The sequence below is a fragment of the Flavobacterium sp. TSSA_36 genome, from assembly GCF_051547165.1.
Classification (GTDB): Bacteria; Bacteroidota; Bacteroidia; order Flavobacteriales; family Flavobacteriaceae; genus Flavobacterium.
On the sequence record NZ_JBPTTP010000003.1, the window covers coordinates 197095 to 213698 of the forward strand.

The window sequence follows — 16604 nt, forward strand, 5'->3', positions numbered from 1 at the left end:
AAAGCTCCTATTTTAGGAGCTTTTCTTCTTCAAATAACAATTTTATATTTTCATAGGAATTTTTTAATGCCTCTTTAATTTCCTCTGGATTCAACCAAGCTACTTTCTCTATACCTTCTTCAAGCTGCCCTTTTGGGATTCCATCAAACTTAGACTGCATTTCAAACCAATGGGTCACTTTGAGTTTGTATTTGCCATTTCGTTTAAAAACATGATAGGTTTTTTGAAGTTTATCAGTAATCCTTAATTGATTAACCCCTGTTTCTTCCTCTACTTCTCGCATTGCAGTAACTTCGATCTCCTCGCCTTTCTCGATGCCGCCTTTGGGCAAATCCCATTTTCCGTTTCTAAAAATAAATAAAACCTCACCTTTTGTATTGTATACCAAACCTCCACCTGCTTTACAAACAGGAATTTTAGCTTTTAAGGTTTTCATGATCTCTTTTTCATCAGGATGGTACAAGTACGCCTTTTGAATTTTATTTTGAAACATTTTTATAATAACCCTTTCGAAATCAATACTTTCCAAAAGAAACAACTCAAAATCGGTTTCTTTAGAAATTTGATTTGTCAAAAAAAGTGGTTTGTCGTTCACAAAAACTTTATACATTTGTATTATGATTTTTAATAAAGATACTGCCGAAAAAACAGCCGAATTGCTTTTGCAAATAAATGCAATTAAATTGAATCCCGGAAATCCTTTTACGTGGGCTTCTGGCTGGAAATCCCCTATTTATTGTGACAATCGTCTAATCCTCTCATTTCCAATAATAAGAAATTATGTTAGAGACGAATTTTCTAAACATATTGAAAAACAATTTGGAAAACCAGATGTAATTGCTGGTGTAGCCACAGGTGCCATTGGTATTGGTATGCTTGTAGCAGAAAGTATGGGACTTCCTTTTGTATATGTTAGACCTGAGCCTAAGAAACATGGTAGACAAAACCAAATAGAAGGTTTTTTACAAAAAGGGCAAAATGTAGTAATTGTAGAAGATTTAATTAGTACTGGTGGAAGTAGCCTACAAGCCTTTGAAGCACTAAAAGAAGCTGGCGCCATTGTAAAAGGTATGGCTGCGATCTTTACTTATGGTTTTGATGTGGCCGAAGAAAACTTCAAAAATGCCAAACTAGATTTATATACCTTGAGTAACTACCAAAATTTGCTCAATTTAGCGGTTGCAAAACAATACATTACCGAAAAAGAAGAAAGCACCTTAAGAGAATGGAATGCTTCACCATCAACCTGGGGTGTTTCAGAATAATACAATTTAACACATAAAAAATGAATTTAGAAAGCCCAAAAGTTACGGTGTCAAAATCTGCTCAAGAACTATTTGATTTATTGACAGATGTCAGAAACTTTGAAAAATTAATGCCTGATAATATTGCCAAATTTGAAGTAATTGGCGAGGATGCTTTTATTTTTGGATTGAAAGGAATGCCTGAAATCAAATTAAAAATGAAAGAAAAAATCGCTCCTAACAAAGTAGTTCTAGGTGCAGCCAGCGATAAATTACCTTTTACACTTACTGCAGGAATTGATGCAGTTTCTGATGCTTCAAGCGAAGTTAAACTAGATTTTGAAGGCGATTTCAATCCCATGATGGCCATGATGATCAAAGGACCAATTGGTAAATTTATAGAAACATTAGCAACCAATATGACCAAATTATAAATCATATTTAACTAAGCTTAAAATGGCAAAAAAAATATTTTTTTTTGCCATTTTTTTTAATACAACATCTGTATTTCTTTAATATCAAACTCCTTTACACTATCATCTTCTAAAAGCACCTGAAGCTTTCCAATAGAAGATACCCCTTGAATAATACCCATAAAATGGGCTCCTTTTTCATTCATAAAAGCCATTGGAACCCCTATTTTAAATAACAATTGTTTATAATCGTTCCAAAATTCAATTTCCATAGCATCCCATTGCATTAGTTTATACTTAAATTTTTGAATAATCAATTGCATAATCGTTTCCTTGTCAAACGCTACTTCATAAAGTGTAATCAAAGAAGAAGCTTTGGGTAAATTTGCAAAATTAGTTTGATTTACATTTAATCCTAGACCCACTATTGAAGTTATAGTACCGTCACTTTTAATGCTGTTTTCTATTAAAATACCGCCAATCTTCTTAGAGTATGACATTATGTCGTTCGGCCATTTAATTCGTAAATCAGAGACTTTACAACTTTCTAAGGCCTCAATAACAGCTAAAGAAAAGGCAATATTGAGACAAAACAACCGGTTTGGCTCTTGCACAAAATCATCAACCAATATACTCATTATCAAATTTTTACCTGATTCAGATTCCCATTTTTGCCCCATTTGCCCTTTACCATGGCTTTGCATTTCCGCAGTAACCACAGTAAAATTAACGGTTTCAGGAAGACCCGAAATCCCTTTAAGAAAATCATTTGTTGAATCTATGGCATCGAGTTTGATTAACTTCATGTACTATTTTTTATAAAACATAATTTAATATTATGTTAAGGTTCAAAAATAATCACAAAAAATGGTAACTTTACACACTTATATAAAAATAATTCATGGCGAAAAAGACTATTAATAATGATGTTTTACTAGCAAACATCATCAAAGGAATTGAAGAAGTAAAAGGAAATGATATAACTATTCTTGATTTAAGAGAAATTGATACTGCGGTATGTGATTATTTCATAATTTGCAACGGTACTTCTAATACACAAGTCAATGCCATTGTCAACTCTATCCAAAAAACAGTTTCTAAAGAACTTAAAGACAAACCTTGGCACGTAGAGGGTACAGACAACGCAGAATGGGTATTAATGGATTACGTAAATATAGTAGTTCATGTATTTCAAAAACACATTCGAGAGTATTACAACATTGAAAGTCTTTGGGGTGATGCCAAAATTACAACTATCGAAAACAAATACTAAAGAAACCTAATTTCTAATGGCTAAAGAGAATAATCCAAATTCCAATAAATTTAAAATAAGTCCTTGGTTAATTTACGCAGCGATACTTATCATTTTTTTATTAATCAATTTTGCAACCGGAGGCTCTAGTTTACAAGAAGCCTCACAATTAACCTCCTCTAAATTCAATGATTATTTAGAGAAAGGGCAAATAGAAAAGGTTATCGTTTACAATAAATCTGAAGCAGAGGTTTTTCTTAACGCTGCAGCTTTGAAAGAAGCTACTCATCAAAAAGTAGCCAAAGATGTATTTGACAGACCTAATAAAGGGCCACATTATACCCTAGAAATTGGTAATGATCAGATTTTTCAAACCAAATTAGAAAAAGCCGTCAAAGAAGGAAAGTTAAAAGATTTCAACTTTTTACAAAAAAACAATTGGTCTGATATTTTAATCAGTTTACTACCTATCATTATCATCATTGGCGTATGGATTTTCATCATGCGAAAAATGTCTGGCGGAGGAGCTGGAGGTGGCGGACAGATTTTCAACATAGGAAAATCTAAAGCTAAATTATTCGATGAAAAAACAGATATCAAAACCACATTTAAAGATGTTGCTGGTTTAGAAGGAGCCAAAGAAGAAATTCAAGAAATTGTTGAATTCTTAAAAAACCCAGAAAAATACACCAATCTAGGTGGTAAAATCCCAAAAGGAGCTCTACTTGTAGGACCTCCAGGAACAGGAAAAACCCTTTTAGCAAAAGCCGTAGCAGGCGAAGCGCAAGTACCTTTCTTCTCATTGTCAGGTTCTGATTTTGTAGAAATGTTTGTAGGTGTAGGAGCTTCACGTGTTCGTGACTTATTCAAACAAGCCAAAGAAAAATCACCTGCAATTATTTTTATTGACGAAATTGACGCAGTTGGTAGAGCTAGAGGAAAAAGCAATATGTCAGGCGGAAACGACGAACGCGAAAATACATTGAACCAACTTTTAACAGAAATGGATGGTTTTGGCACCAACTCCAATGTGATTGTTTTAGCTGCCACTAACAGAGCTGATGTATTAGATAAAGCATTAATGCGTGCAGGCCGTTTTGATCGACAAATTTTTGTTGACCTACCAGATATTCGTGAAAGAGCAGAAATCTTTGCGGTTCACTTAGCCCCAATTAAAAAGGTAGAAGGATTAGACTTAGATTTCTTAGCAAAGCAAACACCAGGTTTTTCTGGAGCAGACATTGCCAATGTTTGTAACGAAGCAGCACTTATTGCTGCTCGTAACAACAAAACTGCTGTGGACAAGCAAGATTTCTTGGATGCAGTAGATAGAATCATTGGAGGTTTAGAAAAGAAAAATAAAATCATTACCCCAGAAGAAAAAAGAGCCATTGCAATACATGAAGCTGGACACGCAACCGTAAGCTGGATGCTTGAACATGCTGCTCCACTTATTAAAGTAACTATTGTTCCTCGCGGCCAAAGTTTAGGAGCTGCTTGGTATTTACCAGAAGAAAGACAAATCGTTAGAACAGACCAAATGTTAGACGAAATGTGCGCTACTATGGGCGGTAGAGCTGCTGAAAAAGTAACTTTCGACAGAATCTCAACAGGAGCTTTGAGTGATTTAGAAAAAGTAACTCGCCAAGCTAGAGCCATGGTAACTATTTACGGATTAAACGATAAAATAGGGAATGTTACCTATTATGACTCTACAGGGCAAAATGAATATGGCTTTTCAAAACCATATTCTGATGATACCGCTAAAATTATTGATACTGAAATATCTGAATTAATTGAAGGTCAATATCAAAGAGCCATCCAAATATTAGAGAAAAACAAAGACAAGCTCAACCAATTGGCGGATATTTTGATCGAAAAAGAAGTCATTTTCAAAGATGATCTAGAAAATATTTTTGGGAAACGAACTTTTGATCAAAATTTAGAAGAAACCATCGCATAGCTAATTAAAGATAAAATAGCTTTTTTTTAAAATCTTAATTCAAAAACTACTTTTGAATTAAGATTTTTTTATCTTTGACCGATTTCCAATAGATTATTTAAGAATAGTATCCCAATATGAGTCTTTTTAAAAAACTTTTTAGTTCTGGCCCAACAAATTCAGAGGAAGAAAAAGAGGTTAATAGAATCTCTTTTGAACAAAACATCCCTGTTGATGAGCAGTTTATCTTTAATTTCAAGAGAAACGGAGGTAAGTTTTTATATTGTGATTCCATAACTGAAGTAAAAGAACAGTTTGAAAATATTTTGGAGGAAAACGATTGGTTTGAAAGTGAAGCTATTTGTTTTGAACCAACCCTTTTTTCTCTTTTAAAAGAGAATAATATTTTTTTTGATAGCCCAAAGAATCCAAAATTTTTATTAGCTACCTGTGAAAATTTAGTATCTGACGAGGGATCAATTTCGTTTTCATCAAATCAAATTAAACAAAAAAAACCACATGAATTACCTATAAATATGGTAATTATTGCTTACACTAGCCAAATAATTGCAGGAAAAAGTGAAATTCTTTGTGCCATAAAAAACAAGTATAAAAAAGAATACCCAACCAATATTACCACCATAAAATATTTCGAAAAAGCGCAAGAAGAAGATTTCACTCAGTACGGTAGTGCTGCAAAAAATTTATACCTTATACTTTTAGAGGATCTGTAATAATGAATGAAACGCTTAAAAGATCTCTATCAGGAGCAGTGTATATTATTTTATTACTAGCCTCCATACTTTACTCTACTGAAAGTTTTTTTATACTATTTGGTGTTTTCTTGGTAATAACTATTTATGAATTTTGTGCATTAGTGCAAATAAATAGAATTTTCCCCCTTATATTTGGAACTATTTTATATTCTTCCATCACTTTATTAAGTAATTATAATCAAGAGACAACCGCTTTTTTGAATCGATTGTTTTTAACACAATTAGATTTATCAATAAACATAATTCAATTAAATCGCATTTTGTTAGCCATCACCCTCGTGGTATCTATAAAATGTATACTTTTTCTGTTTTATGATTCAGTACAAAAAATAAGCACTTCTGCAAAATACCTCTATTTATTAGGCTATATAACTTTACCTTTTGTTTTTATTACTAAAATTTCGTTTGGTGTTAACAATTATAATCCAAAAATAATCATCGGTCTATTTATACTTATTTGGACCAATGATACATTTGCCTACATTATCGGAAAATCGTTTGGAAAGCATAAATTATTCGAAAAAATATCTCCTAAAAAAACCATAGAAGGATTTCTTGGCGGTATTGCATTTGCCATTTTTGCAGGATTTTTAATTTCAAAACTATATATAGAACCCAAACCAGAATTCAGCCAACAATCAATAGTAATTTGGACATCAATTGCACTAATCGTGGGTGTTATGGGCACGATAGGTGATTTAATTGAATCAAAATTTAAACGTATCGCCGAAGTAAAAGACAGCGGAAGTATAATGCCGGGACACGGAGGCATACTAGATCGACTAGATAGTGTTATATTTGTAGCACCAATTATTTTTTTATTTTATCAAATTTTAAATTATGTTTCATAAAGAAGGAACCCCAAGCATTTTATTAGGAACAACTCTTACAGCGGTCATATTACTCTTGTCTGATTATTGTATTGAAACGAATTGGATAAAAATGACGATTCAAATTTTGGCATTAGTTTTTTTGATCATCATTTTACAGTTTTTCAGAAATCCAAAACGCTCAGTGATTTTGAATGAAAATCAAATTTTATCTCCTGTTGATGGTAAAGTTGTTGTGATCGAAGAAGTTTTTGAGAAAGAATATTTCAAAGACAAACGAATACAAGTTTCTATTTTCATGTCGCCGATTAATGTACACGTCACTAGATATGGATTGAGCGGAATTGTTAAATTTAGTAAATATCATCCGGGTAAGTTTTTAGTAGCTTGGCATCCAAAAGCAAGTGAAGAGAACGAAAGAACTACTATTGTGGTAGAAAACGAAACGTTTGGCGCGATTTTGTATCGTCAAATTGCAGGCGCTCTAGCCAAGCGAATTGTAAATTATGCCGAAGAGGGGATGCAAGTGATACAAGGTACCGATGCTGGATTTATTAAATTTGGATCCAGAGTTGATTTGTTTTTACCCGTAGGAACCCCTATCAATGTTGAGTTAAACCAAAAAGCCATTGGCGGAAAAACAGTTATTGCAACAAAAGCATAATGACCGAAGAGGTGTTAGATTTACAATTTCAAGAAGCCTTTGAAAGAGCTTCTCATATGACGCAACCATTACCACCTGATGTAATGTTGCGTTTATATGCTTATTATAAACAAGCCACATTGGGCACCTCCAATTATCATAGAAACGATAATTTTGATTTACGAAATGCCTTTAAGTTTAATGCTTGGATACAAATAAGTCATTTGTCTCAAGAACAAGCCAAAAAAAAATATATTGAGACAGTAAACGACCTATTAAAAAACGATGTAACATGAAAAAATATTTTTTAATTACTCCTTTATTATCCCTTATTCTTTTAACAAGTTGCCAAAAAAAAGAATTAGTCGAAGTAGTTGAAGTACCACTACCCTCCGCCGAAGAAAAGATAAATATCGGTAACCCCGAAGATGTAAAAGCTGATGATGGTTCTTTTCAAGTTGAACCCCTTCCTTACAAATATGATGATTTATCACCTACTTTTTCTGCATTAGCATTAGAATTACATTTTTCAAAACATTATTTAACGTACACTAATAATTTAAACAAAGCTTTAAAGGGCACCGCATTAGAAAACTTAACTATTGAAGAGATTATCACCAAACTCGACATTAATAATGCCGATTTACGAAATAACGCAGGAGGCTATTATAACCATTCGTTGTTTTGGAAAGTAATAGCTCCAAAAGCCGGAGGCATCCCAAAAGACACATTAGCGGGAGCAATTCAAAAAAACTTTGGTTCTTTTGAGAACTTTACCGCAAAATTTAAAAATACAGCCTCTAAACATTTTGGTTCAGGTTGGATTTGGCTTGTGGTAGATCGCGAAGGAAATTTACAAATTACTACTACACAAAATCAAGACAATCCTTTGATGCCTAATGCCCCTGTGATTGGATACCATGGAAAACCTATTTTAGGGTTAGATGTTTGGGAACACGCTTATTACATTGACTATCAATACAAAAGAAAAAATTATATTGATGGATTTTTTGAAATTATCAATTGGAACAAAGTCAACGAAAATTATCAGGCTACCTTCAAGAAAAAATAAAATAATTCATTTGTTCAAAAAATTCATCCGACATAAAAAATTAAATTTCATAAAAAATGCTCCTATTACGGAGCATTTTTTATGAAATAAAACTAACTTTTTATTGCAATTTTAATATGAAAGATTCTGACGGAGCGATGGCTATTGATGCCCTACCCTCTCCATTGATCACTTTTAATTCTGTTTTGTATTTACCATACAATTGGTCTACAAGAGCATACGTGCCATCTTTTAGATTCCATTTTTGAAGTAAGTCTGCTGGAACTTTCATCTCATAATTACTAGCGATTTCAGAAGAAAAATTTGCTACAATAATTAATTTTTCAGTATCTGACCAACGTACAAAAGTATACAAATCTTTATCATATCCTTGAACAATATTGCGATTTGCACCTTGAATTTCTTGAAAACTTCCCATTAAAGCCTCACTTTTAAGTGAAAAATTCAAGAGACGTTTATAGAAATCTCGCAACTCTTTTTCATTAGAAGTCAATTGACCTCCGTCGAATTTTCCATTATTCATCCAACGTTGATGATGAGGTACCCCGATATAATCAAAAATAGATGTTCTAGAATGCGTTCCAAATCCAGCATCTTCTTTACCAGGTTCCCCCACTTCTTGACCAAAATAAATCATTGTAGGCGAAGTGCTCAAAGTAGTAGAGACTACCATTAGTGGCTTCCCTCTTTCAGGAGTTTTGGCAAATTCTGGACTAGCTAAACGTTGTTCATCATGATTATCCAAAAAGTGCAACATATGATGTTCGATATCCATCATATTATTTTGAATCCCTGAAATTTCATCAGGCCATGATCTACCTTGAATAACATCTTTTAACTTGTCGTAAATTTCTACTTTATCATATAAATAATCCATTTTACCTAAATGAATATAATTTCTATATTCTTTTGGATTATAGACTTCTGCCATCAAAAAAGAATTGGGATTCACCATTTTTATGGCTGAATTCATATAGCTCCAAAACTCGTAAGGCACCATTTCGGCCATATCATAACGAAATCCATCTACACCTTTAGCAGTCCAATACAAAGCAATATCTTTAAATTTTACCCATGAATTTGGTACATTTTTATCTGCCCAAAAAGCAAAATGTTCTTTATAATCTTTTTTATCAAAACCTACAGGAAGCTCCGGAAAATCTTTGCTTCCATCTGGACGAATACCGTAATTTACTTTTACTGTTTCGTACCAATCATTCTTATCGGGTTTTGCCAATCTGGAGCCGTTTCCTGTCCATTTAGCTGGAAATTCATCAAATTTCCCATCTGCCAAAGGATGATTTTCTCCGTTGAGTGGTTTCGGAGCATCAGGAACTTCAAAACGAGTATTAGGAATGTAATAAAAATTGTTATCTCTTTTGTATTCTACGCTAACATCGTCATCGGCACCAAAATCTTTAACTCCTTTTGGATTATTTTTACCTTCATATTTACGCGCAATGTGGTTAGGAACAATATCAATAATTACCTTCATTTCTGCCTTATGAGTTCTTGCAATCAATGCTTCAAACTCAGCTAATCTATTGGCTGGATTGACTGCCATATCAGGGTTTACATTATAATAATCCTTAACCGCATAAGGGGATCCTGCTCTTCCTTTTACTACATCGGGATCATCATTAGAAATACCAAAAGCCGAATAATCTCTTATTACAGCGTGGTGCGGCACACCCGTGTACCAAATATGAGTTACTCCTAAATCCTTAATTTCAAGCAAGGCTTTCTCCGTAAAATCATTGAATTTACCTACTCCATTTTCTTCAATAGTCCCCCAAGGTTTATTAGTTGTATTGGTATTCCCAAACAATCTAGTAAACACTTGATACACTACCTTTTTTTGTTGTTTCTCAATTGGTTGATTGTCAGATTTCATTTTTAACTCTTTAGTTTTACATCCAGTAGCCCATAAAATGGTACTGGCACAGAAAAATACGGCTATTTTTTTTAACATAATCTTGTTTTTGTGCATTTATTTCATTTTTATAAATAAGTAACAAATAACTATTCCATTTGATAAATTTACAAAAAAAGGACTCTAAAAGTTGTACTTTAACAAAACTACAAGATTCCTTTCCTAGGCTATATTGCAACTACAACGAGAGAGTTCAAAAAATTGTTAATAATTTATAAATTCAATTTAGCCTCTTTTTTAACATTAAATTTAACAACTACAATTAAAACTTATTAAAGCCATACTTTGGAGGTTTTTCATAAATTTGACAAAAAATATACGCATTGAAAAAACTAGTATTTATTATCCGTTTTTGTTTGATAATTAGCATTACTCCTCACCTATTATTTGCTCAATCACCTAAGAAAATAATTATCGAGCATTCAGATTTTTTTAACGTAAATCAAGTAGAAGCTCCCGATGCAGCTTTGCTGACTGGAAATGTACGAATGACACATGACGGCGTAGTAATGACCTGTAATAAAGCGTATTACTTTCAAAAAGAAAACTACATCAAAGCCTTTGGAAATGTACAATTGGTACAAGGTGACACCTTATATTTAAACAGTAAATATGCAGAGTACAGCGGAAACGTAAAAAAAGCCTTCGCCACCGGAAATGCTGTTATGAGTTCTCCAGATGCCACTTTGGCTACTGATACCATCAACTTTGATAGAAACATTCAAGAAGTTTTTTACAACACTAACGGAACTATTGTCAATAAAGAAAACACTTTGAAAAGTAAATCTGGTAGATATTATGTCACGCAAAAAAAGTTTCGATTTCTAACTGCCGTAACGATCACTAATCCTACGTATACCATCAAATCAAATCATTTAGATTATTACAGTAATTCTGGACATTCTTATTTATTAGGCCCATCAACCATTACTAGTAAAGCAAATTACATTTATACCGAAAAAGGATTTTATGACACTAAAAAAAATTTAGCCCATTTTTTGAATAAATCCTATATCAAATATGACGATAGATTAATTAGAGGCGATAGCTTATATTATGACAGAAACCGCGAATTTGCCTCGGCTACGCGAAATGTTAAAATTACAGATTCGATCAATAGAGGTATCATAAAAGGACATTATGCAGAGGTTTACAAGCAAAAAGACTCGATGTATGTAACCAAACGAGCTTTGGCAGTTAACTTTGTCGAAAATGACTCAGTGTACATACACGGCAAAAAATTAATGGTTACTGGTAAGGAAGGAAATCGAATCATTAGAGCTTTCAATAACGTGCGCTTTTACAAAACAGACATGAGTGGTAAATGCGATTCTATCCATTCCAGTACAAAAACTGCCTTAACAAAACTTATAGGCAACCCGATTTTATGGAATGCAGAAAATCAAATTACAGGAGATGTAATGCATTTAATTGGAGATTCTAAAACCGAAAAATTAGATTCTCTAAAAGTGCTCAACAACACTTTTATAGTCTCCAAAGACACCCTAGGAACAGGATTCAACCAAGTAAAAGGGCAAAATTTATATGGTAAATTAAAAGAGGGAAAACTTCATGATGTGGATGTCATTAAAAATACGGAAGTCATTTATTACATGCGAAATGATCAGCAAGAACTCATTGGAATCAATAAAAATAAAAGCAGCAAAATCAACATGATTTTTGAAGACAGTAAAATAGAAACACTCACTTTTTTTTATGATGTAGATGGAGATTTGTTTCCAGAAAAAGATTTACCTGAAAATGCCAGAAAACTCAAAGGACTCGTTTGGCGAGGAGACGAAAGAATAAAATCCAAAGAGGACATTTTTCCTCCTGAAGAAAACATCGATAATGAAAAAATTATCAAGCAGACCAAGATAGCAAATGATCGAGCGGGTGTTCCAATAAAACCCCGAAAAGAAACATTGAATTACGACAAGAAGAAACCTACAGCAAAATCAAAAAAATAGCTGAAGCCGATTTAAGTATTCAAAAAAAAATCCATAATAAAGAGAATTTATCCTCCTTATTGCAATAACTTAGAATTAAAATGAGTACAGATTTTATAAAATACCAAGCACAAACTTCACCTTATCCCTTAGGCATGGAAGTTTCGCATGCTATTGGTTCTTACATTTACGACACAAATAATAAAAAATATTTAGACTTTGTGGCTGGAGTTTCAGCTTGTACCTTAGGTCATCAAAACAAACGAGTAAACGATGCCATTAAAAATCAGTTGGACAAATATTCACATGTTATGGTTTATGGCGAATATTCTCAAAGTCCTTCTGTAGCTTTCTGTAAATTATTAGCAGAGCAAATGCCTGATCCCCTGAAAAAAACTTATTTAGTAAATTCAGGTACCGAAGCCATTGAAGGTGCCTTAAAATTAGCTCGAAGAACCACTGGTAGAAGTCAATTAATCTCATGCCATAATGCCTATCACGGAAACACTATGGGCTCTATGAGTGTGATGGGATTTGAAGAACGCAAGCAAGTATTTCGTCCTTTAATTCCGGATGTAGATTTTATCACCTTCAACAACGAGACCGATTTAGAAAAAATAACCACCAAAACTGCTGGAATAATTCTCGAAACCATTCAAGGTGGTGCAGGTTTCATTCAACCCGAAAATGATTTTCTAAAAAAAGTAAGACAACGCTGTACTGAGGTTGGAGCAATGATGATCGTTGATGAAATTCAACCGGGATTTGGAAGAACAGGTAAATTGTTTGGGTTTCAAAACTACGATGTCGTTCCTGACATTGTGGTTATGGGAAAAGGAATGGGAGGCGGAATGCCTGTTGGTGCATTTACAGCTTCGGCAGAAATGATGGATTTACTAAGTCATGACCCAAAATTAGGACATATTACCACCTTTGGAGGTCACCCTGTCATTGCGGCAGCCAGTTTAGCCACCTTGCAGGAAATTACCGAGACAACATTAATGGCTGACGCCATAGAAAAAGAAAAACTGTTTAGAACTCTTTTGGTACATCCTTTGATAAAAGATATTAGGGGTAGAGGGTTGATGCTCGCAGCCATGACCGAACACGCAGATATCACTAACGAAGTGATATTAAAATGTCAAGACAGAGGCTTAATTTTATTTTGGTTGCTTTTTGAAGCTTGCGCCATACGAATAACCCCTCCGTTAACTATTTCCGAAGAAGAAATTAGAGAAGGTTGCGCCATCATTTTAGAAGTAATGAATGAAATAGTTGGCAAATAATATTTTTTTTAGATAATCAATTTAACCCAGCGCCATTAATTAAAAAATAGCACCTTTGTTAATTAAATTGTTCACAACAATTCTAAAAAACACACACAATAACACTAAGGTTACCTAATTTTATTTAGGCAAACTCAAAACAATTTAAGTATGCAATTAAGCAACGAAGAAGAAGATTATAGCTTATCCTTATCCAAGTTTGAATCCATGTTAAAGACCAACAAAGTGTTGTTTTTTGACTCAGAAGAGTTTGAAGAAATCATTCTGCATTATTTGGATATGGGAAAAGCCAATTTAGCAAAAAAGGCTTTAAAACTTGCGTTGGATCAACATCCAAAATCTACAGGATTAAAATTGGTGCAAATCGAAATGCTAGTTTTTGACGACAAATTAGATTTAGCCGAAAAAATGCTCAACGAATTGTATGCTATTGAGCCAACAAACGAAGAAATTTATATTCAAAAAGCTAATATTTGGTCGAAAAGAGACCAACACGAAAAAGCGGTTGAGCAACTTAAAATCGCATTAAAATACACCGATGATTTTGCTGATGTTTATAATTTAATAGGCATGGAATATTTGTTTATGGACAATTTGGAAATGGCCAAACAAAGTTTTATTCAATGTTTAGAAGAAGATATAGAAGATCAATCTGCCTTATACAATGTAGTCTATTGCTACGAGTTTTTAGATCAAAATCAAGAAGCCATTGCCTACTTGATAAGGTATATTGATCGAAATCCATACAGCGAAATTGCTTGGCATCAACTAGGTCGTTTGCATTACAGTGTAAAAGAATACGAAAACGCCATTCGCGCCTTTGATTACGCCACACTAATCGACGAAGAATTCTTGGGTGCGTTTATGGAAAAAGCCAAAGCCCTAGAACGCCTAAAAAAATACGAAGAAGCGATTGTGAGTTATACCAGAACCATCGAATTAGATGATGCTACTTCGTATGCTTTACTGAGAATTGGAAAATGTCATGAAAAAATAGGAAACAAAGCATTGGCACTAAAATTCTTCAATCAGACCGTTCACGAAGATCCACTATTAGACAAAGGCTGGATTGCTATCACGGACTTTTACATGCGACTTAAAAACTATCAAAAAGCATTGTTTTTTGTTAATAAAGCATTAGCTATTGACAACCAAAATCGATTGTATTGGAAACGTTATGCCACTATCAACAAGCAAATGAACTTTTTCGAAGAAGCTGAATTTGGATATCGAAAAGCAGTTGAATATGGAGACTACCAATTGGACACTTGGTTGTTTTGGGTTGATATTTTACAATTTTTAGGAGAATTCGAAACCTCAGTACAAACCTTGTTGCAAGCCGCCGAATTTTTTCCTGAAGAAAACGAGATTGAATATCGTTTAGCTGGATTATATTTTATGTTGACCGACGATAGCAAAGGTAAAATTCATTTAAAAAATGCCCTACATCTAAATTCGGAAAATCACATTTTGATAAAGGAATTATTCCCAGTGGTATGGAATCGAAAAACTATACAAAACTATATCTCGAAACATAAAAAAAGTGATGATTGATTCTTTAAAAATGCGTTTTGGTTTACTCGGACGCAATATAAGCTATTCCTTTTCCAAAGGACATTTTACAGAAAAATTTAAAGACCCCGTATTTGAAGGTTGTACGTATGAAAATTTTGACATTGACAATATCAATTATTTTACAGAATTGATCAAAAACAACCCTGATTTAAGAGGATTAAATGTAACGATTCCCTACAAAGAAGCCGTGTTGCCTTTTTTAGATAAATTATCAAAAAAAGCCTCTGAAATTGGTGCTGTAAACACGATAAAATTCACCAAAAAAGGAACTTTAAAAGGCTATAATACAGATTATTATGGTTTCAAAAAATCCTTAAAACCCTTACTGAAAGACCATCATACCAAAGCTTTAATATTAGGAACAGGAGGCGCAGCAAAAGCGGTAGCCTTTGCTTTAGAGGAATTAGGGATTTTATATACTTTTGTCTCTAGAGAAAATAAAGAAAAAACCATTCGATATGATTTACTCAATGCGACAATATTTGAAAATCATACGATTATCATTAACACAACACCTCTAGGAACAAGCCCTAATACAGCCAATTACCCGGATATTCCCTATGATTTTTTTACAGAAAAACATATTGCTTACGACTTAATCTATAATCCAGCTGCCACTGTTTTTCTAAAAAAAGCTAAAAAAAGAGGTGCAATAACTAAAAATGGTCTAGAAATGCTCATTATACAAGCTGAAAAAGCATGGCGTATCTGGAACAAATAATCCCTGTTTATTTCTAATAAAAACATCAAAAGTAGATTTTTGATGTTTTTTTTATTAAGCCTCCTTGAAAATTCTAAACAAAACCAACACCATAACAAACTCAATATCAATAAGTTTAACTAAATTAGCTTTACATAAATTTAATTTTTATGAAAAAGCTATTATTATGTCTTTCATTTTTGCTCATTCCAATTGGAATTGTAAAAGCTCAAGATAAAAATTCAATAAGAAATGAAAAAAATCCATTTTCAGAAGCGCGCTTTAGTTATTTTAAAGAAACATTACTTTTATTCAATGAATATTTAGACACAAAAAATGGATCTTTCAATACTACCAATCTCAGACTACTAAAACCCATAGGCAATCGAGCATGGACCTTGAGAGTGGACCTGCCATTAGTCTCTGCCAACACAAATGCTACCAATAAAACAGGATTAGGAGACCTCAGTATCGCCACCTCCTTTATACCTATTTTAACACAAAAATCTGGTATAGCCACACGGATAAAGTTAACTACCAACTCCGCCATAGATCCTAAATTTGGGCAAGGAAAATGGATCGTTGCACCCGCCATTTTTTATGGAAGATTTATAGATCAAAACAAAAAACTACTCTTAATTGCTGATGCAGAATACCAATATAGTTTTGCAGGATCAGATAATAGGGCAACTGTTAGCATTGCAGTACTAGAGAGCACCTTTGTTTACTCTTTTTCTAAAAACTGGATGAGCTCCAATGTGGCATTTCGTTATAACGAGGTTAGAAAAGGGTTTCAAAATAGTACATTTATAGAATTTGGCAGAAAATTCACCCCAAGTTCTCTATTTTATATTCATCCGAGTGCTGCTTTTGGAAAGCAAAAGGCCTACAATTACGGTTTTGAATTAGGCTTAGTGATACTGTTTTGAATGGCACTTTTTGGCGTAATTTATAAGATTTTCAAAAAGATAGCGACTATAAAGCCTGAA

Annotated in this window: 17 protein-coding genes; 14 read left to right on the forward strand and 3 right to left on the reverse strand. The window is 33.3% G+C overall.

All coding sequences use genetic code 11. From position 1 onward, the window contains the following. Window positions 1-7 precede the first annotated feature (7 nt). Entirely contained in the window at window positions 8-610 is a 603-nt protein-coding gene (locus tag ACSVH7_RS07475; protein WP_438066091.1) for an NUDIX hydrolase, read from the reverse strand. Between the two features lie 7 nt (window positions 611-617). Between ACSVH7_RS07475 and pyrE the strand changes: the two genes are divergently transcribed. Both pyrE and ACSVH7_RS07485 read left to right on the forward strand, forming a co-directional pair. Continuing rightward, window positions 618-1265: an orotate phosphoribosyltransferase gene (gene pyrE / locus ACSVH7_RS07480; protein ID WP_438066092.1), complete on the forward strand. Its 648-nt coding sequence runs from the start codon at window positions 618-620 to the stop codon at window positions 1263-1265. Between the two features lie 20 nt (window positions 1266-1285). Next, a complete protein-coding gene (locus ACSVH7_RS07485) occupies window positions 1286-1678 on the forward strand; it encodes an SRPBCC family protein (RefSeq protein ID WP_438066093.1) in 393 nt (130 codons plus the stop codon). Between the two features lie 56 nt (window positions 1679-1734). Here the strand turns inward: ACSVH7_RS07485 and ACSVH7_RS07490 are convergent, their stop codons facing one another. Then, window positions 1735-2463: a biotin--[acetyl-CoA-carboxylase] ligase gene (locus tag ACSVH7_RS07490; RefSeq protein ID WP_438066094.1), complete on the reverse strand. Its 729-nt coding sequence runs from the start codon at window positions 2461-2463 to the stop codon at window positions 1735-1737. A gap of 95 nt (window positions 2464-2558) precedes the next feature. On the opposite strand from ACSVH7_RS07490, the gene rsfS reads away from it, so the two are divergent. The 7 genes from rsfS (at window position 2559) to ACSVH7_RS07525 (ending at window position 8172) form a co-directional block, all read left to right on the forward strand. Beyond that, window positions 2559-2930 carry a ribosome silencing factor gene (gene rsfS, locus ACSVH7_RS07495; RefSeq protein WP_438066095.1) on the forward strand — a complete coding sequence of 124 codons (372 nt, stop codon included), beginning with the start codon at window positions 2559-2561 and terminating at the stop codon, window positions 2928-2930. Between the two features lie 16 nt (window positions 2931-2946). Beyond that, complete coding sequence (ftsH, locus tag ACSVH7_RS07500) at window positions 2947-4872, forward strand: ATP-dependent zinc metalloprotease FtsH (RefSeq protein WP_438066096.1); 1926 nt, start codon at window positions 2947-2949, stop codon at window positions 4870-4872. A gap of 116 nt (window positions 4873-4988) precedes the next feature. Then, the gene (locus ACSVH7_RS07505; protein WP_438066097.1) at window positions 4989-5585 is read left to right on the forward strand and encodes a lactate utilization protein B/C; all 597 of its coding nucleotides are present in this window, start codon (window positions 4989-4991) and stop codon (window positions 5583-5585) included. A 2-nt stretch (window positions 5586-5587) separates the two neighbouring features. Next, window positions 5588-6478, forward strand: coding sequence for a phosphatidate cytidylyltransferase (locus ACSVH7_RS07510; protein WP_438066098.1), 891 nt, complete (start codon window positions 5588-5590; stop codon window positions 6476-6478). Next, complete coding sequence (locus tag ACSVH7_RS07515; protein WP_438066099.1) at window positions 6468-7121, forward strand: phosphatidylserine decarboxylase family protein; 654 nt, start codon at window positions 6468-6470, stop codon at window positions 7119-7121. The genes ACSVH7_RS07510 and ACSVH7_RS07515 overlap by 11 nt, the downstream gene beginning before the upstream one ends. After that, on the forward strand, window positions 7121-7396 hold the full coding sequence (locus tag ACSVH7_RS07520; protein WP_438066100.1) for an acyl-CoA-binding protein: 276 nt from the start codon (window positions 7121-7123) through the stop codon (window positions 7394-7396). Before ACSVH7_RS07515 ends, ACSVH7_RS07520 begins: the two co-directional genes overlap by 1 nt. Further along, window positions 7393-8172: a superoxide dismutase gene (locus ACSVH7_RS07525; protein ID WP_438066101.1), complete on the forward strand. Its 780-nt coding sequence runs from the start codon at window positions 7393-7395 to the stop codon at window positions 8170-8172. Before ACSVH7_RS07520 ends, ACSVH7_RS07525 begins: the two co-directional genes overlap by 4 nt. Window positions 8173-8272: 100 nt before the next feature. Here the strand turns inward: ACSVH7_RS07525 and ACSVH7_RS07530 are convergent, their stop codons facing one another. Next, on the reverse strand, window positions 8273-10144 hold the full coding sequence (locus ACSVH7_RS07530) for an alpha-amylase family glycosyl hydrolase (protein ID WP_438066102.1): 1872 nt from the start codon (window positions 10142-10144) through the stop codon (window positions 8273-8275). Between the two features lie 284 nt (window positions 10145-10428). Here ACSVH7_RS07530 and ACSVH7_RS07535 point away from each other — a divergent pair, with 284 nt between their 5' ends. The 5 genes from ACSVH7_RS07535 (at window position 10429) to ACSVH7_RS07555 (ending at window position 16544) form a co-directional block, all read left to right on the forward strand. After that, window positions 10429-12075, forward strand: a complete 1647-nt coding sequence (locus ACSVH7_RS07535; protein WP_438066103.1) for an OstA-like protein — start codon at window positions 10429-10431, stop codon at window positions 12073-12075. 80 nt (window positions 12076-12155) lie between these two features. After that, a complete protein-coding gene (locus ACSVH7_RS07540; RefSeq protein ID WP_438066104.1) occupies window positions 12156-13340 on the forward strand; it encodes an aspartate aminotransferase family protein in 1185 nt (394 codons plus the stop codon). A 150-nt stretch (window positions 13341-13490) separates the two neighbouring features. Further along, window positions 13491-14894 carry a tetratricopeptide repeat protein gene (locus ACSVH7_RS07545; RefSeq protein WP_438066105.1) on the forward strand — a complete coding sequence of 468 codons (1404 nt, stop codon included), beginning with the start codon at window positions 13491-13493 and terminating at the stop codon, window positions 14892-14894. Further along, window positions 14887-15636 (forward strand): shikimate dehydrogenase family protein, encoded by a 750-nt coding sequence (locus ACSVH7_RS07550; RefSeq protein WP_438066106.1) that lies wholly within the window; start codon window positions 14887-14889, stop codon window positions 15634-15636. The genes ACSVH7_RS07545 and ACSVH7_RS07550 overlap by 8 nt, the downstream gene beginning before the upstream one ends. Window positions 15637-15785: 149 nt before the next feature. Next, window positions 15786-16544: a lipid A phosphoethanolamine transferase gene (locus ACSVH7_RS07555; RefSeq protein ID WP_438066107.1), complete on the forward strand. Its 759-nt coding sequence runs from the start codon at window positions 15786-15788 to the stop codon at window positions 16542-16544. Window positions 16545-16604 lie beyond the last annotated feature (60 nt).

Bases quoted from the DNA above. Each gene is read 5' to 3' on its own strand.
- ACSVH7_RS07485 (WP_438066093.1), top strand. From the start codon at position 1,286: ATGAATTTAGAAAGCCCAAAAGTTACGGTGTCAAAATCTGCTCAAGAA.
- ACSVH7_RS07515 (WP_438066099.1), top strand. From the start codon at position 6,468: ATGTTTCATAAAGAAGGAACCCCAAGCATTTTATTAGGAACAACTCTT.
- ACSVH7_RS07505 (WP_438066097.1), top strand. From the start codon at position 4,989: ATGAGTCTTTTTAAAAAACTTTTTAGTTCTGGCCCAACAAATTCAGAG.
- ACSVH7_RS07545 (WP_438066105.1), top strand. From the start codon at position 13,491: ATGCAATTAAGCAACGAAGAAGAAGATTATAGCTTATCCTTATCCAAG.
- ACSVH7_RS07510 (WP_438066098.1), top strand. From the start codon at position 5,588: ATGAATGAAACGCTTAAAAGATCTCTATCAGGAGCAGTGTATATTATT.
- ACSVH7_RS07540 (WP_438066104.1), top strand. From the start codon at position 12,156: ATGAGTACAGATTTTATAAAATACCAAGCACAAACTTCACCTTATCCC.
- ACSVH7_RS07550 (WP_438066106.1), top strand. From the start codon at position 14,887: ATGATTGATTCTTTAAAAATGCGTTTTGGTTTACTCGGACGCAATATA.
- ACSVH7_RS07520 (WP_438066100.1), top strand. From the start codon at position 7,121: ATGACCGAAGAGGTGTTAGATTTACAATTTCAAGAAGCCTTTGAAAGA.
- ACSVH7_RS07525 (WP_438066101.1), top strand. From the start codon at position 7,393: ATGAAAAAATATTTTTTAATTACTCCTTTATTATCCCTTATTCTTTTA.
- ACSVH7_RS07530 (WP_438066102.1), bottom strand. From the start codon at position 10,144: ATGTTAAAAAAAATAGCCGTATTTTTCTGTGCCAGTACCATTTTATGG.
- ACSVH7_RS07490 (WP_438066094.1), bottom strand. From the start codon at position 2,463: ATGAAGTTAATCAAACTCGATGCCATAGATTCAACAAATGATTTTCTT.
- ftsH (WP_438066096.1), top strand. From the start codon at position 2,947: ATGGCTAAAGAGAATAATCCAAATTCCAATAAATTTAAAATAAGTCCT.
- rsfS (WP_438066095.1), top strand. From the start codon at position 2,559: ATGGCGAAAAAGACTATTAATAATGATGTTTTACTAGCAAACATCATC.
- ACSVH7_RS07475 (WP_438066091.1), bottom strand. From the start codon at position 610: ATGTATAAAGTTTTTGTGAACGACAAACCACTTTTTTTGACAAATCAA.
- pyrE (WP_438066092.1), top strand. From the start codon at position 618: ATGATTTTTAATAAAGATACTGCCGAAAAAACAGCCGAATTGCTTTTG.
- ACSVH7_RS07555 (WP_438066107.1), top strand. From the start codon at position 15,786: ATGAAAAAGCTATTATTATGTCTTTCATTTTTGCTCATTCCAATTGGA.